The sequence below is a fragment of the Campylobacter coli LMG 9860 genome (genome assembly GCF_000254135.1).
In the GTDB taxonomy this organism is placed as follows: domain Bacteria; phylum Campylobacterota; class Campylobacteria; order Campylobacterales; family Campylobacteraceae; genus Campylobacter_D; species Campylobacter_D coli.
In genome coordinates this window covers 1-24,839 of the sequence record NZ_AINS01000033.1, presented here as the reverse complement: position 1 = coordinate 24,839, position 24,839 = coordinate 1, and the positions used below count along the sequence as shown (strand labels likewise).

23 protein-coding genes, 1 other RNA gene and 2 pseudogenes are annotated in these 24,839 nt (G+C 33.1%); 23 read left to right on the top strand and 3 right to left on the bottom strand.

The annotated features are described in order from the left end of the window. Positions 1–23 precede the first annotated feature (23 nt). The 20 genes from CCO88_RS04540 to CCO88_RS04445 all read left to right on the top strand — a co-directional run bounded on the left by CCO88_RS04540 (position 24) and on the right by CCO88_RS04445 (position 19,082). A complete protein-coding gene (locus CCO88_RS04540; protein WP_002780875.1) occupies positions 24–2,228 on the top strand; it encodes an NADP-dependent isocitrate dehydrogenase in 2,205 nt (734 codons plus the stop codon). Continuing rightward, positions 2,225–3,133 (top strand): malate dehydrogenase, encoded by a 909-nt coding sequence (locus tag CCO88_RS04535; RefSeq protein ID WP_002776081.1) that lies wholly within the window; start codon positions 2,225–2,227, stop codon positions 3,131–3,133. The genes CCO88_RS04540 and CCO88_RS04535 overlap by 4 nt, the downstream gene beginning before the upstream one ends. Next, positions 3,130–4,293, top strand: coding sequence for an ADP-forming succinate--CoA ligase subunit beta (gene sucC / locus CCO88_RS04530; protein ID WP_002812561.1), 1,164 nt, complete (start codon positions 3,130–3,132; stop codon positions 4,291–4,293). The genes CCO88_RS04535 and sucC overlap by 4 nt, the downstream gene beginning before the upstream one ends. Before the next feature lie 9 nt (positions 4,294–4,302). Next, positions 4,303–5,172 carry a succinate--CoA ligase subunit alpha gene (sucD, locus tag CCO88_RS04525; RefSeq protein WP_002776090.1) on the top strand — a complete coding sequence of 290 codons (870 nt, stop codon included), beginning with the start codon at positions 4,303–4,305 and terminating at the stop codon, positions 5,170–5,172. A 14-nt stretch (positions 5,173–5,186) separates the two neighbouring features. After that, the gene (locus tag CCO88_RS04520) at positions 5,187–5,498 is read left to right on the top strand and encodes a 4Fe-4S binding protein (protein ID WP_002776091.1); all 312 of its coding nucleotides are present in this window, start codon (positions 5,187–5,189) and stop codon (positions 5,496–5,498) included. Positions 5,499–5,506: 8 nt separating this feature from the next. After that, complete coding sequence (locus tag CCO88_RS04515; protein WP_002810594.1) at positions 5,507–6,631, top strand: 2-oxoglutarate synthase subunit alpha; 1,125 nt, start codon at positions 5,507–5,509, stop codon at positions 6,629–6,631. Continuing rightward, positions 6,632–7,477: a 2-oxoglutarate ferredoxin oxidoreductase subunit beta gene (locus CCO88_RS04510; protein ID WP_002810592.1), complete on the top strand. Its 846-nt coding sequence runs from the start codon at positions 6,632–6,634 to the stop codon at positions 7,475–7,477. Beyond that, positions 7,474–8,031 (top strand): 2-oxoacid:acceptor oxidoreductase family protein, encoded by a 558-nt coding sequence (locus CCO88_RS04505; RefSeq protein ID WP_002776094.1) that lies wholly within the window; start codon positions 7,474–7,476, stop codon positions 8,029–8,031. Before CCO88_RS04510 ends, CCO88_RS04505 begins: the two co-directional genes overlap by 4 nt. A gap of 128 nt (positions 8,032–8,159) precedes the next feature. Continuing rightward, positions 8,160–8,423 (top strand): DUF2018 family protein, encoded by a 264-nt coding sequence (locus CCO88_RS04500; RefSeq protein ID WP_002780876.1) that lies wholly within the window; start codon positions 8,160–8,162, stop codon positions 8,421–8,423. After that, a complete protein-coding gene (locus CCO88_RS04495) occupies positions 8,423–8,953 on the top strand; it encodes a hypothetical protein (RefSeq protein WP_002780877.1) in 531 nt (176 codons plus the stop codon). The genes CCO88_RS04500 and CCO88_RS04495 overlap by 1 nt, the downstream gene beginning before the upstream one ends. Before the next feature lie 16 nt (positions 8,954–8,969). Next, positions 8,970–9,863, top strand: a complete 894-nt coding sequence (locus tag CCO88_RS04490; RefSeq protein WP_002780880.1) for a polyprenyl synthetase family protein — start codon at positions 8,970–8,972, stop codon at positions 9,861–9,863. Continuing rightward, on the top strand, positions 9,863–11,158 hold the full coding sequence (gene hemA / locus CCO88_RS04485) for a glutamyl-tRNA reductase (protein WP_002799579.1): 1,296 nt from the start codon (positions 9,863–9,865) through the stop codon (positions 11,156–11,158). Before CCO88_RS04490 ends, hemA begins: the two co-directional genes overlap by 1 nt. Beyond that, a complete protein-coding gene (locus tag CCO88_RS04480) occupies positions 11,145–12,854 on the top strand; it encodes a proline--tRNA ligase (protein WP_072215588.1) in 1,710 nt (569 codons plus the stop codon). Before hemA ends, CCO88_RS04480 begins: the two co-directional genes overlap by 14 nt. Beyond that, on the top strand, positions 12,851–13,237 hold the full coding sequence (locus tag CCO88_RS04475) for a hypothetical protein (protein ID WP_002780886.1): 387 nt from the start codon (positions 12,851–12,853) through the stop codon (positions 13,235–13,237). Before CCO88_RS04480 ends, CCO88_RS04475 begins: the two co-directional genes overlap by 4 nt. Then, on the top strand, positions 13,234–14,160 hold the full coding sequence (gene hemC / locus CCO88_RS04470) for a hydroxymethylbilane synthase (RefSeq protein WP_002786008.1): 927 nt from the start codon (positions 13,234–13,236) through the stop codon (positions 14,158–14,160). The genes CCO88_RS04475 and hemC overlap by 4 nt, the downstream gene beginning before the upstream one ends. Beyond that, a complete protein-coding gene (locus CCO88_RS04465) occupies positions 14,157–15,962 on the top strand; it encodes a menaquinone biosynthesis decarboxylase (RefSeq protein ID WP_002806758.1) in 1,806 nt (601 codons plus the stop codon). Before hemC ends, CCO88_RS04465 begins: the two co-directional genes overlap by 4 nt. 161 nt (positions 15,963–16,123) lie before the next feature. Beyond that, on the top strand, positions 16,124–16,495 hold the full coding sequence (locus tag CCO88_RS04460; RefSeq protein WP_002780897.1) for a FlaG family protein: 372 nt from the start codon (positions 16,124–16,126) through the stop codon (positions 16,493–16,495). A 1-nt stretch (position 16,496) separates the two neighbouring features. Continuing rightward, entirely contained in the window at positions 16,497–18,431 is a 1,935-nt protein-coding gene (fliD, locus tag CCO88_RS04455) for a flagellar filament capping protein FliD (RefSeq protein ID WP_002839599.1), read from the top strand. Between the two features lie 11 nt (positions 18,432–18,442). After that, a complete protein-coding gene (gene fliS / locus CCO88_RS04450) occupies positions 18,443–18,826 on the top strand; it encodes a flagellar export chaperone FliS (RefSeq protein ID WP_002810578.1) in 384 nt (127 codons plus the stop codon). Further along, complete coding sequence (locus tag CCO88_RS04445) at positions 18,810–19,082, top strand: hypothetical protein (RefSeq protein WP_002780900.1); 273 nt, start codon at positions 18,810–18,812, stop codon at positions 19,080–19,082. Before fliS ends, CCO88_RS04445 begins: the two co-directional genes overlap by 17 nt. Here CCO88_RS04445 and rnpB read toward each other — a convergent pair. Then, positions 19,070–19,394: RNase P RNA component class A (gene rnpB, locus CCO88_RS10070), an RNA gene on the bottom strand. The genes CCO88_RS04445 and rnpB overlap by 13 nt on opposite strands. Positions 19,395–19,500: 106 nt before the next feature. Between rnpB and efp the strand changes: the two genes are divergently transcribed. Continuing rightward, on the top strand, positions 19,501–20,070 hold the full coding sequence (efp, locus tag CCO88_RS04440) for an elongation factor P (protein ID WP_002776189.1): 570 nt from the start codon (positions 19,501–19,503) through the stop codon (positions 20,068–20,070). Positions 20,071–20,231: 161 nt separating this feature from the next. On the opposite strand, the pseudogene CCO88_RS04435 reads toward efp, so the two are convergent. After that, a pseudogene (locus CCO88_RS04435) lies at positions 20,232–21,226 on the bottom strand (FUSC family protein). 71 nt (positions 21,227–21,297) lie between these two features. Continuing rightward, entirely contained in the window at positions 21,298–22,530 is a 1,233-nt protein-coding gene (locus CCO88_RS04430) for a glutamate-5-semialdehyde dehydrogenase (protein WP_002839598.1), read from the bottom strand. 70 nt (positions 22,531–22,600) lie between these two features. On the opposite strand from CCO88_RS04430, the gene CCO88_RS04425 reads away from it, so the two are divergent. Both CCO88_RS04425 and CCO88_RS04420 read left to right on the top strand, forming a co-directional pair. After that, entirely contained in the window at positions 22,601–23,536 is a 936-nt protein-coding gene (locus tag CCO88_RS04425; RefSeq protein ID WP_002812583.1) for an NAD(P)-binding domain-containing protein, read from the top strand. Positions 23,537–23,761: 225 nt separating this feature from the next. Continuing rightward, positions 23,762–24,839, top strand: a pseudogene (locus CCO88_RS04420) (MATE family efflux transporter); the annotation flags it as partial.

Below are 24,839 nucleotides of genomic sequence, written 5' to 3'. Positions count from 1 at the left end.
ATTAGTGTTTAAAAGGACAGAAAATGCAAGTTACTTACACTTTGACAGATGAGTCTCCAGCACTTGCGACCTATTCGTTTTTACCTATAGTAAAAGCTTTTTTAAGCAAGGCGCATATAGGAGTAAAAACTTCTGATATTTCGCTATCTGGAAGAATTTTAGCTACTTTTAGTGAGTATCTAAAAGAAGATCAAAGATGCGAAGATGCTTTGGAGCTTTTGGGTGAGCTCGTAAAAAAATCAGATGCAAATTTAATCAAAACTCCAAATATTTCAGCTTCTATTCCACAGCTGAAAGCTGCTATTAAAGAATTGCAGGAAAAGGGTTATATGTTACCAAACTACCCAGACGAACCAAAAAACGATGAAGAATTTCAAATAAAAGCAAAATATCAAAAAGTTTTAGGTTCAGCAGTTAATCCTGTGCTTAGACAAGGCAATTCAGATCGCCGTTCTACTAAAGCGGTAAAAGATTATGCAAAGAATAATCCTTATCGTGTGGTTGAGTTTAATCCTAATTCTAAAACTCGTGTATCTTATATGAAAGAAGGTGATTTCTTTTCTAATGAAAAAGCGGTTTTAATCGATGAGGATTGTGTAGCAAGTATTGAATTTGTCGCAGATAGTGGCAAAAGTGAAATTTTAAAAGAAGGCTTAAAGCTTGAAAAAAATGAAATTTTAGATGCAACCTTTATGGATGTAGAAAAATTGCAAGATTTTTATGCTAAAGAAATCAAAGCAAGCAAAGATAATGATTTACTTTTCTCTCTTCATTTAAAAGCTACGATGATGAAAGTAAGCGATCCTATACTTTTTGGTTATGCGGTAAAAATCTTTTTTAAAGAATTATTTGATGAATTTAAAGATGAATTTGAAACACTTGGAATCAATCCAAACAATGGATTGAGCGAACTTTTAAGCAAGGTGAAAACTTCAAGCAAGAAAGACGAAATTTTAAGAAGATACAACGAAATTTTAAACAGTCGTGCTGATATTTCTATGGTAAATTCAGATAAGGGTATCACCAATTTACATGTTCCAAGCGATGTTATTGTTGATGCTTCTATGCCTGCTATGCTTAAAAATGGTGCAAGATTATGGGATAAAGAAGGCAAAGAAAAAGACACAAATGCAGTTATCCCTGATCAAACTTACGCAACTATTTATGAAGCGGTTATCGAAGATTTGCATAAGAATGGCACTTTAAATCCTGCGAAATTAGGCAGTGTATCTAATGTAGGTTTGATGGCTAAAAAAGCTCAAGAATACGGCTCACATGATAAAACATTTGTTGCTAAAGAAGATGGAGTGTTTAAAATCATTGCCAAAGGTAAGGTTTTATTAGAGCATAAAGTTAGAAAAGGTGATATTTATAGAGCCAATCAAGCTAAATTTGACGCTGTTTTAAATTGGATCGATTTGGGTATAGAAAGAGCTGATTTGACAGGAGCTGAAGCGATTTTTTGGCTAGACAGTAAAAGAGCTAGTAATAAAATTATGATAGATTTAGTTCAAAACCGTCTTAAGGAAAAAAATAAAAATATAGCTATCCTTGCTCCTTATGAAGCTTGCTTAAAAAGCTTAGAATTGATTCGTGCTGGAAAAGATGCTATTTCTATTACAGGAAATGTCTTAAGAGATTATTTAACCGATCTTTTTCCTATTCTAGAGCTTGGAACAAGTGCTAAAATGCTTTCAGTTGTACCAATGTTAAATGGTGGAGCTATGTTTGAAACCGGAGCAGGAGGTTCAGCACCAAAGCAAGTAGAACAATTAGTCGAAGAAAATCATTTGCGTTGGGATAGCTTGGGTGAATTTTTAGCCCTACAAGCAAGCTTAGAATTTTATGCAAATAAGTGTGGCAATCATAAAGCTAAAGTCTTAGCAGAATGTCTTGATGAGGCTATAGGTGAATGGCTTGAAAACAATAAAGCTCCATCAAGAAAAGTAAAAGAAGATGATAATCGTACAAGCCATTTTTATTTAGCAATGTATTTTGCAAATCATTTGGCAAGACAAGCAAATGATATGGAGCTTCAAAGCTTTTTTAAAGATATTGCCTTAGAGCTTTCCTCTAATGAAGAAAAAATTAGAGCCGAATTTAATGATGCACAAGGTGTGAAAGTCGATTTGGGTGGATATTATAAATTTGATGATGAGAAAGCAAATAAAATTATGCGCCCAAGTGCAACTTTTAATGCTATCATAGAAAAAATAGGACAAAGATGAAAATCACAATCATCGGTGCAGGGAATGTAGGCTCAAGCGTAGCCTATGCTTTAATTTTGCGTGAATTGGCAAATGAGATTGTTTTAGTTGATATCAATGAAGATTTATTGATTGCAAGGGAATTAGAATTATCCCAAAGCATAGCTGCTTTAAATTTAGACATAGAATTAACTTGTACTAAGGATTATGCTTATACAAAAAATTCTGATATTGTGCTTTTTAGCGCAGGATTTGCAAGAAAAGATGGCCAAAGTAGAGAAGAGCTTTTGCAGCTAAATACAAACATTATGCTTGATTGTGCTAAAAAAATTAAAGAATTTAATCCTGATCCACTTTTTATCATTTTAACAAATCCGGTGGATTTTTTGCTCAATACTCTTTATGAGAGTGGAATTTTTTCTTCTAAAAAAATTGTTGCTATGGCAGGGGTTTTAGACAATGCAAGATTTAAGTATGAAGTAGCTAAAAAGTTAAAAGCTAGAATTTCAAGTGTGGATACAAGATTAATTGGTTTTCATAATGATGATATGGTTTTAGTAAAATCTTATGCAAGTGTTAAAAATCAAAAACTCGGAGAACTTTTAAGCGAAGAAGAATTTGAGGATTTGGAAAATGAAGTTAAAACCGGTGGAGCAAAGGTGATTAAACATCTTAAAACTTCAGCATATTTGGCACCTGCAAGCGCTTGTGTAAGAATGCTCGAATCCATAAGAAGTGGAGAATTTTTACCTATGAGTGTGATTTTGCATGGAGAATTTGGAGTGCAAAATAAAGCTTTAGGTACTATGGCAAGATTGGGTTTAGAGGGCGTTGTTGAGATTATGAAGCTTGAACTTAGCGACGAAGAAAAAGACAAGGTAAAAAAATCATTAATAAAATATCAATATATAAAGGAAGATAAATGAATATACATGAATATCAAGCAAAAGCGATTTTTGCAGACAATGGTATCCCTACTTTAAAGGGAAAGGTTGCATTTAGCGTAGAAGAAGCTGTAGAAAATGCTAAAGAATTAGGCGGTAGCGTTTGGGCTGTGAAAGCTCAAATCCATGCAGGTGGTCGTGGTCTTGGCGGTGGTGTTAAAATCGCTAAAAATTTAGATGAGGTAAAAGATTATGCAAGTAAAATTTTAGGAATGAATTTGGTTACTCATCAAACAGGACCTGAAGGTAAGCTCGTGCAAAAACTTTATATAGAAAGTGGTGCAAATATAGTAAAAGAATATTATTTGGCTATTTTATTTAACAGAATGGCAGAACAAATTACAATCATTGCTTCAAGCGAAGGGGGGATGGATATAGAAAAAGTGGCTAAAGAAAGCCCTGAAAAAATCGCAAAAGTAGGCATTGATCCACAAATTGGCTTTAAAATGTTTCATGGACTTGAAGTAGCGAGAGTTTTAGGACTTGATAAAGATGAAAGCAAAAAACTTATTTCTATGATAGCAAAACTTTATAAGCTTTATATGGATAAAGATATGAATATGCTTGAAATCAATCCTTTAATTAAAACTGCAGAAGGAGATTTTTACGCTCTTGATGCAAAATGTAGTTTTGATGACAGTGCACTTTATCGCCATCCAGAGATTGCCGAACTTAGAGATATCACAGAAGAAAATCCTGCTGAAAGAGAAGCAGCTGAATTTGGTTTAAGTTATGTAAAATTAGACGGTGATGTTGCTTGTATGGTAAATGGTGCAGGACTTGCTATGGCAACAATGGATATTATCAATTATAGTGGTGCAAAACCTGCAAACTTCTTAGATGTGGGCGGTGGCGCATCTGCTGAAACAGTTGCAAAAGCTTTTGAAATCATTTTAAGAGATAAAAATGTTAAAGTAATATTTATCAATATTTTTGGTGGTATTGTTCGTTGTGATAGAATCGCAAATGGTATTTTGGAGGCAACTAAAAATGTTGAGGTGAACATTCCTATCGTAGTGCGTCTTGATGGTACAAATGCAGCTGAAGCAAAAGCGATCTTAGATAGTTCAAATCTTAAAAATATCAAAGCAGCAACCAATCTTAAAAATGGTGCAGAATTAGTAAAAAGTTTAGTAGGATAAGGATAAAAAATGAGTATATTGGTTAATAAAAATACAAAAGTAATAGTTCAAGGTTTTACAGGTAAAGAAGCAACTTTTCATGCAGAGCAGTGTATGGCTTATGGTACAAATATAGTCGGAGGTGTAACTCCTCATAAAGGTGGTCAAACTCATCTTGGCAAGCCTGTTTTTGATACAGTTGCAGATGCAGTTAAAGCCACAGGAGCTGATGTAAGTTTGATTTTTGTTCCTGCTTTTGCAGTAGGTGATAGTGTGATTGAAGCAGCGGATGCAGGCATTAAGCTTGCTGTTGTAATTACAGAACATACTCCGGTTAAAGATATGATGTTTGCCAAGCAGTATGCAAATAAAAAAGGCATGAAAATTATAGGACCAAATTGCCCAGGAATCATTACTTCTGAAGAATGCAAATTAGGCATTATGCCAGGCTTTATCTTTAAAAAGGGTTGCGTAGGGCTTATTTCAAAAAGTGGAACTTTAACTTATGAAGCAGCTAATCAAGTAGTTCAAGGTGGGTATGGAATTTCAACAGCAGTAGGCATTGGTGGAGATCCTATCATAGGACTTGCTTATAAAGAACTTTTAAGTGAATTTGAAAAAGATAACGAAACAAAAGCTATTGTTATGATAGGGGAAATCGGCGGTAGCTTAGAAGTAGAAGCAGCAAAATTTATTAAAGAAAATATTAGCAAACCTGTGGTAGCATTCATTGCGGGAGCGACTGCGCCAAAAGGTAAAAGAATGGGACATGCAGGAGCTATAGTAGGTAGTGCTGATGAAAGTGCTGCAGCTAAAAAAGAAGCATTAAAGTCTTATGGAATTCATGTAGTGGATTCTCCAGCTTTAATCGGTGAAGAAATACAAAAAATATTAGGCTAAAAAAGGAAAAAGATATGAGTATAGCAGCTCCAAAAGATACCCCTGTTTGGGTAGATGAGCATAGATGTAAAGCTTGCAATATCTGCGTTAGCTATTGCCCTGCAGGGGTTTTAGCTATGCGCGATGATGTTCATGCGGTTTTGGGACAAATGATAGAGGTTGTACATCCTGAGTCCTGTATAGGTTGTACTGAGTGTGAAACACATTGTCCAGATTTTGCTATTATGGTGGCAAAAAGAGATGAATTTAAATTTGCCAAACTGACTCCGGAAGCTAAAGACAGAGCCGTAGCAGTAAAAAATAATAAATATAAAAAATTAGCATAGGAAAGACAATGAGAGAAGTTATAGCAACAGGTAATGTTTTGATTGCAAAAGCAGCAATTGATTGTGGATGTAAATTTTTTGGAGGTTATCCTATTACACCAAGTTCTGAAATTGCACATGAATTAAGCCATATGCTTCCTGCAAATGATGGAACTTTTATACAAATGGAAGATGAAATTTCGGGTGTAAGTGTGACTATTGGTGCTGCTATGAGTGGCGTAAAATCAATGACCGCAAGTAGTGGTCCTGGAATTTCACTTAAAGCAGAGCAAATCGGTCTTGCTTTTATCGCTGAAATTCCACTTGTTATTGTAAATGTTATGAGAGGTGGTCCTTCGACAGGTCTTCCAACAAGGGTGGCTCAAGGGGATTTATTTCAAGCAAAAGCACCTACTCATGGGGATTTTGCTAGTGTGGCTATCGCACCAGCGAGTTTAGAAGAAGCTTATACAGAAACCATAAGAGCGTTTAATTTGGCTGAAAAGTATATGACTCCTGTATTTTTACTTATGGATGAAACTGTAGGGCATATGAATGGTAAAGCGGTATTGCCTGATTTAAAAGATATAGAAATTATTAATCGTAAAAAATTCACAGGCGATAAAAAAGATTATAAACCTTATGCAGCGGGCGAAAATGAACCCGCAACACTCAATCCATTTTTTACTGGCTATCGCTATCATGTAACCGGACTTCATCATGGAGATATAGGTTTTCCAACAGAAGATGGCGCTATAGTTAAGAAAAACATGGAAAGACTTATAGGTAAAATTAAAAACAACCAAGATGATATTTGTACTTATGAAGAATATATGCTTGATGATGCTGAATTTTTAATCATAGCTTACGGAAGCGTAAGTCGTTCTGCTAAAGAAGCTATCAATAGGCTCAGAGAAGAGGGTATTAAGGTAGGACTTTTCCGCCCTATCACACTTTATCCTGTAGCTGAAAAGAAAATTGCTGAAGTGGTAAACAAATTTAAAAAGGTAATGGTAAGCGAATTAAATATGGGACAGTATCTTGAGGAGATTGAAAGAGTAACTTCGCGTCGCGATTTTATTAGTTTGCACCGTGCAAATGGTCGTCCTATCACTCCAAGTGAAATTATTGCTAAGGTAAAGGAGAATATATAAATGGCTTTTAATTATGATGAATATCTAAGAGTAGATAAAATGCCTACTCAATGGTGTTGGGGATGTGGCGATGGTGTTGTTTTAAAATGTATTATCCGCGCGATAGAAAAACTTGGTTGGAATATGGATGATGTTTGTCTTGTTTCAGGTATAGGATGTAGCGGTAGAATGAGCTCTTATGTAAATTGCAATACCGTGCACACTACTCATGGTAGAGCTATTGCTTATGCAACAGGCATAAAACTAGCCAATCCTAGCAAACATGTTATTGTAGTAAGTGGCGATGGTGATACTTTAGCAATTGGTGGAAATCATACTATACATGGATGTCGTAGAAATATAGATTTAACTCATATTGTAATCAACAATTTTATTTATGGGCTTACTAATTCCCAAACTTCTCCAACTACTCCAAAAGGTTTTTATACAGTAACTGCACAATTTGGAAATATCGATCCAAATTTTGATGCTTGCGAATTAACTAAAGCTGCTGGAGCTTCTTTTGTGGCAAGAGGAAATGTTATTGAGGCAAATAAATTAGAAAATTTAATTTATAAAGCTTTAGCACACAAAGGTTATAGCTTTGTTGATGTTTTCTCAAATTGTCATATTAACCTAGGTAGAAAAAATAAAATGGGTGAAGCAGTGGCTATGCTTGATTGGATTAAAAATCGTGTTGTGGATAAGTCTAAATTTGAAAGTATGGATTTTGAAGAAAGAAAAGATAAATTCCCAACAGGAATTTTACATGAAGATAATTCTCAGCCAGAATACTGCTACGCTTATGAAGAAGTGCGTCGTGCAGCCAAAGAAAAAAGAATGGTTGATTTAGGAGCCTTAAAATGAAATATCAATTAAGATTTGGTGGTGAGGGTGGTCAAGGTGTTATCACCGCAGGAGAAATTTTAGCTGAAGCAGCGATTAAAGAAGGTCGTCAAGCCTTTAAAGCTTCAACTTATACTTCCCAAGTGCGTGGAGGTCCGACTAAGGTTGATATTATCATCGATGATAAAGAAATTCTTTTTCCTTATGCGGTAGAGGGCGAAGTAGACTTTATGCTTTCAACTGCAGATAAGGGTTATAAAGGTTTTCGTGGCGGAGTAAAAGAGGGTGGCATCATAGTTGTAGAACCAAATTTGGTTCATCCTGAAAGCGAAGATTATAAAAAATGGCAAATTTTTGAAATTCCTATCATTACTATAGCTAAAGATGAGGTAGGTAATGTAGCTACTCAATCAGTTGTTGCACTAGCCATAGCTGCTTATATGAGTAAATGTATTGATTTGGATATTCTTAAAGAAACGATGCTTCATATGGTTCCAGCTAAAACAAGAGATGCAAATTCTAAAGCTTTTGATTTGGGTGTTAAATACGCACAAGAAACCAAAGCTCATTCTTAAATAAATTTGGGTTTATTCCCAAATTTATTGCTTCTTGAAATAAATTTTTAAACTTTTTCATTTTTTAATTTAGCTACTTTTAACGATTAAAATTTTATAATCAAAAACATATTTATTAAGGAAATTCAATGGATATTTTTGACGAAATGTTTAATAAAACTCCTAAGGAAAAATTTATAGAAATTATACAAAATGGAAATTTAGGAGCTTTAGAAAAAGTATTTGAAAACTTTTTTGCTGATCATATTGCTATGATCGAACTTTTAGAAAAACAAGGTTTTAATGAAATGGATATGAAAAGCTTTATACTTGAAAATGGAGATTTTATTCAAGAAAGGCAAAACGATCTTTTTATAGAATTAGGTGCTAAAATTTTAGGACATGAGGGCTAATGAGCATTAGGCTTTTGGTTTTTTTTACTTTGATGGCAAATTGCATTGTTTTAAATGCTGCTCCTGTTTTTGATTATACATATAAATTTACACTTAAAAAAGACGAGAGAGCTAGCGTGGAGATTAAAGAGCTTGGTTATGATAATGGGGTTCAAAATTTTGATTTTTATTGGACTTTGTTTGATAATACCAATATAGTCGTTCATTCTAAATTTCGTAAATATCCGCGTCAATTTGTGATGAGTTTAAGAAGAAATTTGGACTGGGTAACCCAAACTTTAATTCCTGATTATAAAAATCCACATATTGATAGAGCAAGGCTTATTTTAGAATTTAGCGAATACAAAAAAGGTGAGGCAATTTTTACTGTGTATATAGAAGATAAGGATTCTAGACTTGAAGTGAAATTTCTTGATCCAAGAAAAATGCAATTAACAAATCCACCTCAAAATAATCAAGTAGTGCCTATGATAGATTTTAATGAGCCTCAAGTAGAACCATTGATACAACGAGAAAATACCACAAACTAAATTTGAAGGATATAGGGTGCAGCCAATAGATGATTTGATAAAACAATATTTGCAAGAGCTTGATTATGAACCTATTTTAACTATGCTTGCTAATACCAAATCAGGCAAAAAATTGCGTTCAAAGCTACTTTTAGCAATCGCAGGAGAAAATGCAAATTCTTATAAAATTTGTGCCGCAATAGAACTTATACATTTAGCAAGTTTGTTGCATGATGATATCATAGATGAAAGCAAATTAAGACGTGGTGCAAAGTCTGTTAATGCCGAATTTGGTACAAAAAACGCCCTTATGCTTGGAGATATTTTATATTCAAAAGCTTTTTATGAATTGAGCCAACTAGATGCTTGTTTTGCAAGTATTATTTCAGATGCGGTTGTTAAGCTTGCTGTAGGCGAGCTTATGGATGTTGAGCTTAGCAAAAGTTTTAATGCGGATAAAGATAAATATCTAAAGATGATTTATAATAAAACCGCAGTTTTAATCGAAGCAAGTGCAAGGTGTGGGGCTATTTTGGCAAATTTAGATGAAAAAGCTTTTGGAGAATATGGCAAAAATTTAGGTCTTGCATTTCAAATGATTGATGATATTTTAGACATTAAGGGCGATGAAAAAACCCTTGGAAAACCTGCTATGAATGATTTTAAAGAGGGTAAAACCACTTTGCCTTATATTTATCTTTATGAAAATTTAAATAATGAGGATAGGGCTCAATTAAAGAATTTATTTCAAAAAGATTTAAACAATGATGAAAAAATTTGGATACAAACCAAATTTGAAGAAACAAAAGCTTTAAATAAAGCTATATTGGAGGCTAAAGAATATGCCCACCAAGCAGCACTAGCTATAAAAGATTTTTCCAATGAAAAACTTCAAGATATAATTCAAGCTATGATAGATAGGGATTTTTAATGTATTATTGCATATCTTTTACTCATAAAAATACAGATCTTTCTTTAAGGGAGAGATTGAGTTTTTCAGATGAAGCAAAAAAAAACGAGTTTTTGAGATTGCTAAGCATTCATGAAAATATTGAAGAATGTTTGGTTATAAGCACTTGTAATCGTGTAGAAATAGTAGCTTATGTAAAAGAAGCTTGTGCAGAATATATTATTAAATCCTTAGCTTTATTATGCAATGTAGATAAAGAAAGCTTAGTTCAAAAAGCTGATATTTTTGAAGATAGCGGAGCTATTCATCATCTTTTTTCGGTTGCAAGCTCACTTGATAGTTTGGTTGTTGGAGAAACACAAATCGCAGGGCAATTAAAAGATGCTTTTGCTTTTGCTTTAAAAAATAATTTTTGCGCGGTACATCTTTCAAGGGCAATTCACAGTGCATTTAAATGCGCAGCTAAGGTTCGTAATGAAACCCAAATTTCAAAAAATCCTATTTCAGTCGCTAGTGTAGCAGTAGCTAAGGCTAAAGAACTTTTGCCTTTAGATGGAAAAAGTGCTATAGTTATAGGTGCGGGTGAGATGGGAGAGCTTGCAGCCAAGCATTTAATCACTGCTGGAGCTAGAGTTATAGTGTTAAACAGGGATATGGAAAAGGCTCGTATCCTTTGTGAGAGATTGGGTGTTTTAAGCGAGTGCGATAGCTTAAATAATTTAAAAAAATATCTTGATGAGTATGAACTTTTTTTCTCAGCTACCAATGCCCCAAATGCTATTATTACAAATTCTTTAATCGATGAGGTCTCTCATAAGAGATATTTTTTTGATATTGCTGTGCCACGAGATATTTATATTAGTGAAAATGAAAAAATATCAGTTTTTGCGGTCGATGATCTTGAAGTTGTTGTGCGAAAAAATTTAGCCTTAAGAGAACAAGAAGCGCGTATGGCGTATGGTATCATCGGGCGTGAGACAGCAGAATTTTTTAGATATTTAAATGATTTAGCTTTAACTCCTATTATAAAAGCGATTCGCTTGCAAGCAAAAGAATGTGCCAACAAACAGCTTCAAATCGCTTTAGATAAAGGATATTTAAAACATTCTGATGAAGAAGAGGCAAGAAAATTAATCCATCAAGTTTTTAAAGCTTTCTTGCATACTCCAACTATGAATTTGAAACATTTGCAAGGTAAAATGCAAAGTGATACAGTGATTAATGCTATGCGTTATATTTTTGATTTGGAAAATAATCTTGAAGGTTTAAATCAATACACATGCGAATTTAATATGGAGAATAATGATGAAATTTAGTAAATTATATGCACCAAGTCTTAAAGAGGCTCCAAAAGATGCGACTTTACCGAGCCATATTTTTTTAACACGCGCTGGCTTTGTTGAGCAAATTGGTAGTGGGCTTTATAATTTTTTACCTTTGGGAAAAAGAGTATTGGATAAAATTCGCACTATTGTTAAGGAAGAAATGGATAAAGCAGGAGCACAAGAGGTAAATTTAAGCTTTGTGACTCCAGCGACTTTATGGCAAGAAAGCGGGCGTTATAATGTTTTTGGTAAAGAGCTTTTGCGTTTTAAAGATAGAAAAGAAAATGATTTTGTTTTAGGCCCAACGCATGAAGAGGCTATGCTTTCTTTGGTAAAAAATAAAATCACATCTTATAAACAACTTCCTTTGCATTTATATCAAATAGGGCTTAAATTTCGTGATGAAGCAAGACCAAGATTTGGGCTTTTAAGATGTCGTGAATTTTTAATGAAAGATGGTTATAGTTTTCATGCAAATGAAGAAGATTTAACGCGTGAATTTGATTTGATGTATAACACTTATTCCCAAATCTTGCAAAGAATGGGGCTTGATTTTAGAGCAGTTGAAGCTGATAGTGGGGCTATTGGTGGAAGTGGTTCTAAGGAATTTATGGTTTTGGCAAAAAATGGTGAGGATGATATTTTAATTTGTGAAAATTGTGATTATGCTGCAAATGTTGAAGCTGCAGTTAGAGCCAATAAAACTTGTGATGAAGAGCGTCCTGAGGCAAATTACGCAAGTAAATTTCACACTCCAGATATTAAAACCATAGAAGCTTTAGCGCAATTTTTCAAAATCAATGCTTTTTATACTATCAAGGCTGTGGTGAAAAAAGCTATTTATGAAAATGAAAATAAATTAGTTGTGTTTTTTATACGCGGTTGCGATGATTTACAAGAAACCAAAGCGCAAAACGCTTGCAATGCTCTTGAGCTTGTGGATGCGAGCGAAGAAGAATTGGAAAAAGCGGGATTGGTTGCAGGTTTTATAGGCTTTGTGGGTTTGAAAAATGTTGATTTTTATTTGGATAAAGAGCTTGAAGGCGAAAAACAAATGATAATGGGAGCAAATGAAAAAGATTATCATTTAATAGGCATTGATGTAGTTAATTTAAACAAAGATCGCTTTAAGGATTTAGCAGAGGTTAAAGAAAATGATTGCTGTGCTAAATGTGGTGGAAAATTAAAATTAAGCAAGGGTATAGAAGTAGGACATATTTTCAAATTAGGACAAAAATATTCTAAGACTATGAATGCAAATTTCTTAGATGAAAATGGCAAAAGCAAGCCTTTTTACATGGGATGTTATGGTATAGGAGTTTCGCGTTTACTTGCAGTAGCAATTGAGGCAAATCATGATGAAAAGGGTTGTATTTGGAATAAAACCTTAGCTCCTTTTACGCTTGAAATTATAATTTCAAATATCAAAGATGAGAAGTCTTTGGAATTTGCTACCAAGCTTTATGAGGATTTAAGCAATGCAGGTATTGAAGTTTTACTTGATGATAGAAATGAGCGTTTTGGTGTTAAGATGAATGATTTTGAGCTTATAGGCTTTCCTTATGCTTTAGTTGTAGGCAAGGGCTTAGAAAAGGATGAATTAGAATTTATAGATAGAAAAACACTAGAGAAAAAAATCATATCAAGTAAAGAAGCTTTTGATTTTATTAAAAAGAGTATAGAATGAATTATAAACTTAGCCTTAGTCCGCTTTTTTTACTAGAACTTGTTGCAAGTATTTTATTTATTGTATTTTTTGGTTTGGGAAATTTTTTAATATTTATTTTAGCTAGTATGATTTTTGGAGTAATTTTGCTCGGAATTTTTTGGAAAAATATGCTTGAATTTCGTATAAGCGGTTTTAAAGATATGTTGACTCAATTTGCTTTTGTAATGGCGGCTTTTTTGCTTATCTTTCCAGGAATAGTAACGAGTATTTTTGGATTTTTTGTTTTGTGTTTTGGTTTGATTTTTAATTTTGCTAAGCCTAGATATAAAAGAAACTACAGACAAAATAACACTTCTGATGAAGAAATTATCGATGTTGAAATTATAGAGGAGAGAAAATGAAAGAGCTTGTTATAGCTACAAGAAAGAGTCAATTAGCTCTTTGGCAAAGTGAATTTGTAGCAGATTTTTTAAATAAAACTCATGGCATAGCAGTTCGCTTAGAAGGCTTTAAAACCAAAGGAGATGTTTTGTTAGATAGCCCACTAGCAAAAATAGGTGGTAAAGGACTTTTTACTAAAGAACTAGAAGAAAGTATGCTAAGAAATGAAGCGCATTTAGCTGTACATAGTTTAAAAGATGTACCGAGCTTTTTTCCACAAGGTTTGATTTTGGCTGCAGTTAGCAAAAGAGAACAAAGTAATGATGCGATGTTGAGTCAAAATTATAAAGATTTTCTTTCTTTGCCAAAAGGCGCAAAGATAGGCACTACAAGCCTTAGACGCAAAATGCAACTTTTATTATTAAGACCTGATTTGGAAATCATTTCCTTACGTGGCAATGTGAATTCTCGTATAGAAAAATTAAAAAATGGGGATTTTGATGCGATTATCTTAGCTATGGCAGGCATTAAGCGTTTGGATTTAGACAAACAAGTGAATTTTGTTTATGCATTTAGCAAAGATGAGCTGATCCCAGCAGCATCTCAAGGGGCTTTGGGTATAGAGAGTACAGATGATGAAAAAATTTTAGAATTTTTAAAGTGTTTAAATGATGATAATGCTTTGATAGAAACTACCATAGAAAGAGAATTTATCGCTACTTTAGAAGGAGGATGTCAAGTGCCTATTGGTATTAATGCAGAACTTCTAAATGATGAGATTTGTGTGCGTGCCATACTTGGTTTGCCTGATGGTAGTGAAATTTTAAAAGAAAAAAGAATGATCAAAAAAAGTGATTTTAAAGGCTTTGGCGAAAGTTTAGCGAAAGAATTTATCGCCAAGGGGGCTAAAGAAATTTTGAAAAAAGCTGAAAGTATGATATGAAAGATTTTATTAAAATTCTAAAAGACAATGATTTACTAAAAGTGTATGAAGAACCTGTAGATGTAGATCTTGAAATCGCCCATTTAGCTTATATAGAAGCTAAAAAAGGTGAAAATGGCAAGGCCTTGCTTTTTAAAAATCCCATAGATAAACAAAACAATAAACAATATAAATTTCCTGTTTTAATGAATGCTTTTTGTAATGAAAAAGCATTAAATTTGGCTTTTGGACGAGATTATAAAGAGGTAGCTGATGAAATTTCAAAGCTAACCAAACTTCATATTCCTACTAGTTTTAAAGCAAAAATAGATTTTTTTATGAATTTATTAAGTCTTAAAAATGTCCCACCTAAAAGATTAAAAGCAGATAAAGCTTTGTATGATTATGAGCTTTTAAATTCTCTTGAAGAACTTCCTATACTTAAGACTTGGGAAGAAGATGCGGGTAGATTTATTACTATGGGGCAAGTTTATACACAAAATTTAGACAAAACCCAAAACAATCTTGGCATGTATCGTTTACAAGTTAGCGATAAAAATGAGCTTTTAATGCATTGGCAAATTCATAAAGATGGGGCAAATTTTTATCATGAGTATAAAAATGCTGGCTTTAAAAAAATGCCTGTAAGTATAGCTATAGGCGGAGATCCTCTTTATATTTGGTGCTCTCAAGCACCTTTACCTAAGGGAATTTTTGAACTTTTGCTTTATGGTTTTATTAAAAAAACTCCAGCTAAGCTGACACCTTGTGAAAATGGTATTTTCGTGCCTTATGATAGCGATATAGTGATCGAAGGCTACGTGGATTTAGAAGAGTTTAAAGTCGAAGGACCTTTTGGCGATCATACGGGTTTTTATACCCCTGCAGAGCTTTTTCCTGTGATGAAGGTAGAAAAAATTTATGCTAAAAAAGAAGCCATCTATCAAGCAACTGTTGTGGGAAAACCGCCTTTAGAAGATAAGATTATGGGACTTGGGACTGAAAGAATATTTTTACCTCTTTTGCAAACTTCAGTTCCTGATTTAATCGATTATAAAATGCCCGAAAATGGGGTTTTTCATAATCTTATCTTGGCAAAAATTGATGCAAAATATCCCGCTCATGCACAGCAAATTATGCATGCTTTTTGGGGAGTGGGGCAAATGAGCTTTGTTAAACATGCTATTTTTGTAGATAAAAAAGCTCCAAATTTGGATGATTATGATGCATTAATACCTTATATTTTAAATCGTTTTAATACAAATAAAATTTTAATTTCTGAAGGAATTTGTGATCAATTAGATCATGCTTCGCCTAATTCTTGCTTTGGAGGAAAAGCAGGACTTGATGCTTGTGAAGAAGCCATGGTAGAAGAGCTTGAAATTTTAGAAGATGAAAAATTATTAGAACTTTTTACAACCAAAATAGAGCCTGTTAATTTAAAACAATTTTACAAAGAAAGCAAAAGCCCTATAGTTTGTATTTTGCTAGATAAAAAAGAAAAAATAGAGCAAAGCTTTGAAAAACTTTTGGAATTTAAAAAACATTTTAGAATTTTAGTATTTTTAGATTCCAATAACAAACTTGAAAATCCTTATATGCTTGTATGGCGTGTGGTAAACAATATAGACGCTAAAAGAGATATTTTTATCAAAGCTGATAGAGTAGGTGTCGATGCTAGTGCCAAGGGCTTAGTAGAGGGTTATGAAAGAGTTTGGCCTAAGCAAACTGATTGTACTAAAAGCGTGATTGAGGATTTGATTTTAAGAAATATTTTGGAAAATAACTCAGAACTTTTTTCAAAATTTGAAATTCTAGGTTAGTTCTATCTTAAATTCAGCTTTTTAATAACTCTTGGTACACTTTTTGCTTGTTATTTTTTTATAATGAAAAATAAATTTTTCTTTATAAAGTATTCATAAATTTATAATTTTGTCGATATAGCCTTTAAATAGCAATATTAAATTTTAAAAAGGATTTTAAAATGGAAATATCAAAGGCAAATGGACAGTTAGATGCAGCTTTTGCGAATTTAGGTCAAAGAGCAAGTGGAGTGCATCAAACTTATTCAGATATTCAAGCTGGAGAAAATAAAAGCCAAGGAGGCGATGATGGACAAAAAGAACAAGGTTTGAGTGAAAAGTTAGCTGATATTACAAAAAAACTAAATGAGCAAATGGACTCTTTAGATACCAATGTTCGCTTTGGTTATAGCGATAAAATCGGCTCTATGTATATTAGCGTAACGGAAAAAAGCACAGGAAGAGAAATCCGCCAAATTCCTAGCGAAGAGGCTATGCGTTTAGCTGAGTATTTTAAAGATGTGATAGGAATGATATTCGATAAGGAGAGTTAAGATGGCATTAGGACAATTAGCAAGTTTGGGTTTTGCGTCAAATGTTTTAAAGCAAGATATTATGGATAAAATGAAAAAAGCAGAAGAGAAGGATAAAGTTGAGCCTTATACAAAAAAAGTTGAGGAAAACACAACCAAGCAAAAGGATTTGACTGAAATCAAAACCAAATTGCTTACCTTTCAAACCGCTGTTTCATCCTTGGCAGATGCCACAGCCTTTGCTAAAAGAAAAGTTGTAGGTAGTATTACCGAAAACCCACCTGCGAGTTTGACTGCGAACAGCGGGGTGTCCTTGCAAAGTATGAAGGTCAATGTAACTCAAATCGCTCAAAAAGATGTGTATCAAAGCAAGGGACTTACAAACGATTCTGGTTATGTCAATGCAAATTTAACAAAGGCTACGGATTTGACCTTTTTTTCTAATGGCAAAGAATATATCGTAAGTGTAGATAAAAACACGACTTATAAGGATTTAGCTGATAAGATTAATGCGGCTAGTGGGGGTGAAATAGTTGCAAAGATAGTTAATACAGGCGAAAAAAATACTCCTTATCGTCTGACTCTTACTAGCAAGGAAACAGGCGAAGACCACGCTATAAGCTTTTACTCGGGTAAGAAGGATGGTAATGGTAAATATACTGAGAGCAATGAATCTAAAGAAATTTTTAAAAATCTTGGTTGGGAGTTAGATACTACTGGAGGCACAATTGACCCAGCTAAAGATAAAAAAGGCTATGGGATTAAAGATAACGCCACAGACCCTTTGCATATACAAAAAGCACAAAATGCCGAATTTACTCTTGATGGTATTAAAATGATTCGTTCAAGCAATACCATTACAGACCTTGGCGTAGGACTTACTTTAACCTTAAATAAAACAGGGGAGATTAATTTCGATGTCCAGCAAGACAATGAAGCTGTAACTAAAACTATGCAAGAGCTTGTGGATGCTTATAATAATTTAGTAAGCAATCTTAATGCCGCAACGGATTATAACTCAGAAACTGGCACTAAAGGAACTTTGCAGGGTGTAACAGAAGTAAATTCCATACGCTCTAGTATAACTTCTATTTTGTTTGACTCTCAAAGTATAGATGGAACGGTTGAAGATAAAAACGGGAATAAAGTAAAAACTAAGGTTATGCTTTCTATGCAGGATTTTGGCTTGAGTTTGACAGACTCAGGGAGTTTAAGCTTTGATTCTTCGAAATTTGAAAAAAAGGTAAAAGAAAACCCTGACCTTACAGAGAGCTTTTTCTCAAATATTACCAAATATGAAGACATTAATCATACTGGGGATTTGATTAAAGAAGGAAGCTTGAAGCAATATGTAGGCACCGGAACAAATAATGGTTTAGAATTTAAGCAGGGCGAATTTACTATAGTTTATAATAATCAAAGTTATGATATATCAAAAGCACGCGATGGAAGCACCTTTAAGCTTACAGGTGCAACAGAGCAAGAAATGCTTCAAAATTTAGCCACTCATATCAATAGTTTGGGTATAGAAGGTTTAAGCGTTAAGGTTGAAGCCTATGATAAGAACAATCAAAAAGGCTGGGAGCTTAAAATTAAAGGCGATGGTGGGTCTGATTTTTCTATCAAGGGCAATAAAGATTTCCTTAAAAAATTTGGTCTTAGCGAAACCAATATCACAGCTAAACCTGTGGAAGGTAAGGGCGTTTTTTCTAAGCTTAAATCCACCTTGCAAGGGATGACAGGAACAAAGGGTTCGCTCACTAAATACGATGAAAGTTTAACTAATGACACAAAGACTTTAAATAAAGCAAAAGAGAGTGCCCAAAAAGCAATAGACACTAAATATGATTCTATGGCGAATCAATGGTTGCAATATGAGAGTATTTTAAATAAACTCAATCAACAGCTAAATACTGTAACTAATATGATTAATGCGGCAAACAATTCTAATAATTAAGGATAAAAGAGATGCAAAATAATTTAGCCTATAATGCTTATTCTCAAAATCAAGTGGGGATAGAGTCTCCGCAAAAACTTATTGAAATGCTTTATGAGGGAATTTTGCGTTTTTGTGCAAGAGCTAAAGTAGCCATAAGAAATGAAGACATAGAACAAAGAGTGTATTTTGTAAAAAGAACTACGGCTATTTTTATAGAGCTTATTAATACTTTAAACTATGAAAAAGGCGGAGAAGTGGCTCATTATCTTAGTGGTCTTTACACAAGAGAAATTCAGCTTTTATCTTTGGCAAATTTGGAAAATAATGAAGCAAGGATTGATGAGGTTATTAATGTAACTAAAGGCTTGTTAGAAGCTTGGAGAGAAGTGCATAACAATGAAGCAATGGCTTAGTGATTTTAAACTTGCGCTCATACAAGAGGATGTTAATAAGCTTGAAAGTTTGCTAAATGCGCTTGATTTAAAAAAAATGCTTGAAGATCTTGCAAGAGATTTTCAAAATGATGAGCTAAAAGATAAATTAAATGACAATTTAGGACAAATTAAAGCGCTTTTACAAGAAGCAGTTGTTTTAATAAGTGCAAAAAAGAATTCTAAGGCTTGTGAAATTCAAAAAATTCAAAAAGCTTTAAAATATTTTAAAGCATAGTGATAAGCCGAGTTCTGTCTAGAATGCTCATTTATCTAGTTTTGTTTTCGCAAACAAAATCAAGCGAAGGGTTAAAACAAAGACCTTAACCATCCCTTCTTGCTGCACATTGGGTTTACATAGCCGAAATTGTTGCCAAAATCGCTGGTAAGCTTTTACCTCACCGTTTCACCTTTTCCACTTTTGTGGTAGTTTTCTTTCTGTTGCACTGTCCCTTAGGTCGCCCTAGCCATCTGTTAGATGGAATGTTTGTCTTTTGCAGCTCGGACTTTCCTCTTCTTTTTTTAAAGAAGCGAGCATTTACTATGCTTTAAAGCTAAATTCTAACAAAAAAATGCTTATTTTATTATCAATTATATTGTGATATCAAATAATTTTTGTTAGAATTATAATTTATTTTTAATATAAAAGGAAAATTATGGCATCTTATTCAATGGGTGATTTAAAAAAAGGGCTTAAAATCGAAATCGATGGAATTCCTTTTAAAATAGTTGAATATCAACATGTAAAACCAGGAAAAGGTCCTGCTTTTGTGCGTATAAAAATCAAATCTTTTATTGATGGTAAGGTTTTAGAAAAAACTTTTCACGCAGGAGATAAATGCGAAGCTCCAAATTTGGAAGAAAAAACTATGCAGTATCTTTATGATGATGGAGAAAATTGTCAATTTATGGATACAGAATCTTATGAGCAAGTTGCAATCAGTGATGAAGATGTAGGCGAAGCAAAAAAATGGATGCTTGATGGTATGATGGTGGATGTACTTTTTCACAACGGCAAGGCTATTGGCGTGGAAGTTCCGCAAGTTGTAGAACTTAAGATTGTAGAAACAGCTCCAAATTTTAAAGGCGATACTCAAGGTTCAAACAAAAAACCTGCTACACTTGAAACAGGTGCAGTTGTGCAAATTCCTTTCCATGTTTTAGAGGGTGAAGTTATACGCGTTGATACAGTGCGCGGAGAATATATCGAAAGAGCTAATAAATAAAATTTTTACGCGTACAGATTTTTTTAAGCGCGTTTGATTTTATCGCAAAAAATAAATATCAAATTCAGCAAGTTTGTATAAATTAAGATATTTATGTAAGATTTTAAAATATATTATTTCAGCTTTTAATGCATGCAAGCTTAAAAGCTGAATTTAAAGAATTATTTACTTGTCAATTTTGCTCTAAAAATGTATTTTGCAATGTATTCAAAATATTTTCTTAAATAAGCCCTATGAATAACAAAACCTAAAAGACTGCCTATGATAATATCTTGTAAGCGAGCGTGTATTAACATATCAACACTTAAGTTTCCAAAAGAAGCCGCCTCTGCCAAATAGGTCACATAAGGTGTAAGAAAAATGACAGCTAAGGCATAGTTTCTAACTACTAAAAATTCAATTATAAAGGCTAAAAACATCATTAAAAAGATAAATTCTAAAGGAGTGAATTTAATTCTTAAAAGCCACCATGCAAATAAAATTCCAACTGTTGTTCCAAGAATGCGTTGAAGTTGTTTTATCCAAACTGAATTTAAATTAGTCCCTTGTAAGATAACCGTTGTGCTAACTGCAACCCAATAACTTCGATCAAGTTCTAAAAATGTTCCTAAAAACACAGCAAAGCCAACAAAAAAAGCAATAATTATAGAATCCACAAAGATAACATCAAAACCTAAATTTCCATTTTTTAAAACGGGTTTGGGTGGAGAATTTTTAAAAATATAAATGACAGATACAGAGTATAAAAAAGCAGTTATATTAGCAATGATACCGCCTATACAGTCCCACTAGAAAAATATAATCTTTTGGCGGAAAAGGAAAAAATGAAGCTAGTAAACAGGAAAAAACGAAGAAAAAATATCCTGGCGCGCCTATATTATAATAGCGTATCAAAATAGAGCTAGCCATAGCTACTAAGCCAACTACAAGCGGAGAGAATGCAGGAAAAAAAATGCGTGCAAAGTCCTATTAAAAAAGACAAACACAAATCAAAAGAGCAGCACATTGTAACAGCCATTCTATGATACATAGGTGTATTGGTTGTATAAACAAAAGCCATAATTCCTATTATAGCAATTAATCCTAAGTCCATACGATCATAATATGCAGCAATACTAAGCGCAAATCTAACTGCTAAGGCAAAGAAAAAAGGCATTTGCCAAACTCTTTCGGTTGGATTAAGTTGTATGATTTCTTTACATTATTGTTTTAAAATTTTTCTTTTACTCATTTTCTTATCTGTCCTTCTCCACTGATTAAGTATTTATAGGTGCAAATATCTTCAACTCCCATAGGACCTCTTGCATGAAGTTTGCTTGTGGAAATTCCTACCTCTCCACCAAAGCCAAATTCACCCCCATCACTAAAACGAGTCGAGGCATTGACATAAATACAAGATGAGCGTAGAAGGCGTTGAAATTTGCCTATGTTTAAAGCATTGTTTGAGATTATGGTTTCAGAGTGTAAAGAGCTGTGTTGGTTGATATGCTCTATAGCCTCATCACAATCTTTTACCGATTTTATACTGATAGCATAATCAAGCCATTCTGTATCAAAAGTGCTTTCATCAGCCTTTGAAATTTCTAATTTTGAGTTTTTAAAATGTTCTAAGATATTTTCATGTGCGTGAATTTTTACCTTAAATTTTTCAAATTCAGGGATTAAAAGCTTTATAAAATCTTTAGCAATTTTTTCATGGATTAAAAGGGTTTCTAGAGCATTACAAACGCTTACTCTTTGGCATTTTGCATTAAGGATGATTTCTAAAGCCATATTTAAATTTGCACTCTCATCCACAAAAGCATGACATAAGCCTTTATCTTGTTTGATGAGTGGAATTTTTGTATGACTAGCAATTTCTTGTATCATGTTTGAACTTCCACGAGGGATGATCACATCAACCAAATCATCAAAAGCTAAAATTTGCATGATTTCATTTCTTTCATAAAACATAGCAAAACAATCTTGCAAATTAAACTCTTCTAACACTTTATAAACAAGATCAAATATGGCCGAATTTGTAAATTTTGCCTCACTGCCTCCTTTAAGTACGCAAGCATTGGAGCTTTTTATCATTAAAGCGATGATTTCAGCACTTAGGCTTGGTCTTGCTTCATAAATCACACTGATTAATCCTATAGGAATGCTGATTTTTTCTATCTTTAAGCCCGTATAATTAACCCAGCCTTTAGAAATTTTACCTATAGGATCTTCTAAATAAGCAATCTTTTCCAAAGCATCACAAAGAGAAAAAATGCGTTTTTCATCTAGTAAAAGTCTATCTCGCATTGCTCCGCTTTTGGTAAAATTTGTCATGTCTTTTTCATTGGCTTCTAATATGATTTTAAAATTCTCTCTTAAAGCACAAGCTAATTTCAATATAATATTTTCTTTATCCTTGGGAGTTAAATTGAGCAGTTTTTGAGAATTTTTCTTAATATTTTCAAGTAAATTTCGCATTTTTAATCCTTTATTTACAAAAAACTTGATAAATTATACAAAAAAATTTAGAATTGAAAGGTAAATTTGAATGAAAAAAGTAGATTTAATTGTAGTAGGTGCAGGGCCGACAGGAATTGGTTGTGCAGTTGAAGCTAAGCTTAAAAATAAAGAAGTTTTGGTATTAGAAAAATCAAACAATATTTGTCAAACTTTGATGCAGTTTTATAAAGATGGCAAAAGGGTTGATATGGCTTATAAGGGTTGTGAAGGCACAAATCACGGACATGTTCCTTTTCAAGATGGAACCAAAGAAAGCACTATAGAGACTTTTCAAAATGCTTTAAATGAGCATAAAATAGAAGTTGAGTTTGGCTCTGAGGTAGAGAGTGTGAAAAATGAAAATGGAGTATTTTTAGTAAGTACAGGCAAGGGTGTTTATGAGTGTAAAAATATCATCGTAGCTATAGGTAGAATGGGTAAGCCTAATAAGCCTGATTATAAACTTCCTATAACTTTAACAAAGATTATTAATTTCAATGCCAACTCTGTTTTAGGTGATGAAAAAATCCTCGTTGTAGGAGGCGGAAATTCAGCTGCAGAGTACGCAGTGGATTTGGCTAGTTCAAACAAAGTAAGCCTTTGTTATCGCAAGAAAGAATTTACAAGACTAAATGATATTAATCTTAAAGATATCCACGAAGCTGGAAATTCAGGCAAAGTAGAATTAAAACTCGGTATAGATATAGAAGAGCTTGAGGATGATAATGGCAAAGCTAAAGTGAAATTTAACGATGGTAGCAGTGAGACTTATGATAGAATCATTTATGCTATCGGTGGTTCTACTCCTCTTGATTTTTTACAAAAATGCGGAATCAATGTTGATGATAAAGGAGTTCCTTTAATGGATGAAAATAAACAAAGCAATGTAAAAGGTATTTTCGTAGCAGGAGATATTGCGACTAAAAATGGCGCAAGCATAGTAACAGGTTTAAATGACGCTGTAAAGATACTTGCCGTAATTTAATCAAATTTAGCCCTTGGGCTGAATTTGACTTATTAAACTTTCAATATTATAATTTCTTCATTATATTTTAATTTTTAAATATTATTATGCAAACACAAGATAAAAACAATAAAAAAATCATACCGATAGAAACCTATCGCTTAGCTTTCTACATACTAGGACTTCAAACACTCTATTAGCTCCTTTTAAGATATTTGTATTGTTAAATATTTTAAAGGATTTTTTATGTCAAATATTTTTAGCACTTTAAGCCCTTTTAGGCTTTTTGTTAAATGTGCTGTGTCTAATGTAATAAGCATGGCATTTATTTCTTTTTATTATATTGTTGATGGAATTTTTGTTGGAAAATATCTAGGAAATGATGCTTTAGCAGCTTTGGCCTTGATTATTCCTTTTATTATGATATCTTTTGCTTTGGCTGATATGATTGCCATTGGTTCAGCTGTACAAATTTCCATGCATTTAGGACTTGGGAAGAAGCATTTAGCTAGAAAAATCTTTAGTTCTAGTATGTTAATTATCTTCCTTATTTCATGTTTAGTAGGTATTTTAGAATATCTTTTGAGTCCTGTTTTGATCGATTTTTTAGATGTAAATGAAGATATCAAATCAATGGCAAAAGAGTGTATGCTTGTATTTGCTTTGTTCGCCCCCTTTACTATGTGTTCTTTTGCTTTGGATAATTATCTTAGAATTTGCGGAAAAACAACTTATAGTATGACAATGAATGTGATTATAGCATTGAGTAATATAGTGCTTGATTATATTTTCATCGTTGTGTTGGGTTGGGGCTTGTTTTCAGCAGCTCTTGCGACTTGCTTGGGGCTTATGCTAGGCGGTATTTTTGGAATTTTTCCTTTTTTATTTCAAAATTTAGAGCTTAAATTCTCAAGTTTGTATATGAATATGAAGATTTTTAAAAACATAGTTTATAATGGAAGCAGTGAATTTTTTGGCAATATCTCGGGTTCTTTATATGGTATATTTGCTAATTTAGTTTTGTTAAAAATTTCAGGCACTCAAGCAGTTGCCGCTTTTTCTATCGTTTCGTATATTGATAATTTTATCATTATGCTTATTATCGCTATGGGTGATGCGATGCAACCTGCATTAAGTTATAATTATGCTAAAAAAGATTTTTCAAGGATTAAAGATATTTTAAAGGTAATGTTTTTTTGCAGGTGCGATTTTATCTTTATTGTCTGTTGCAATGATATTTGTTTTGGATAAGGATTTAGTAGGATTATTTACTCAAGAAAATGATCAAGAATTTATCATTTTTGCTTATATGGCTTTGATGTTG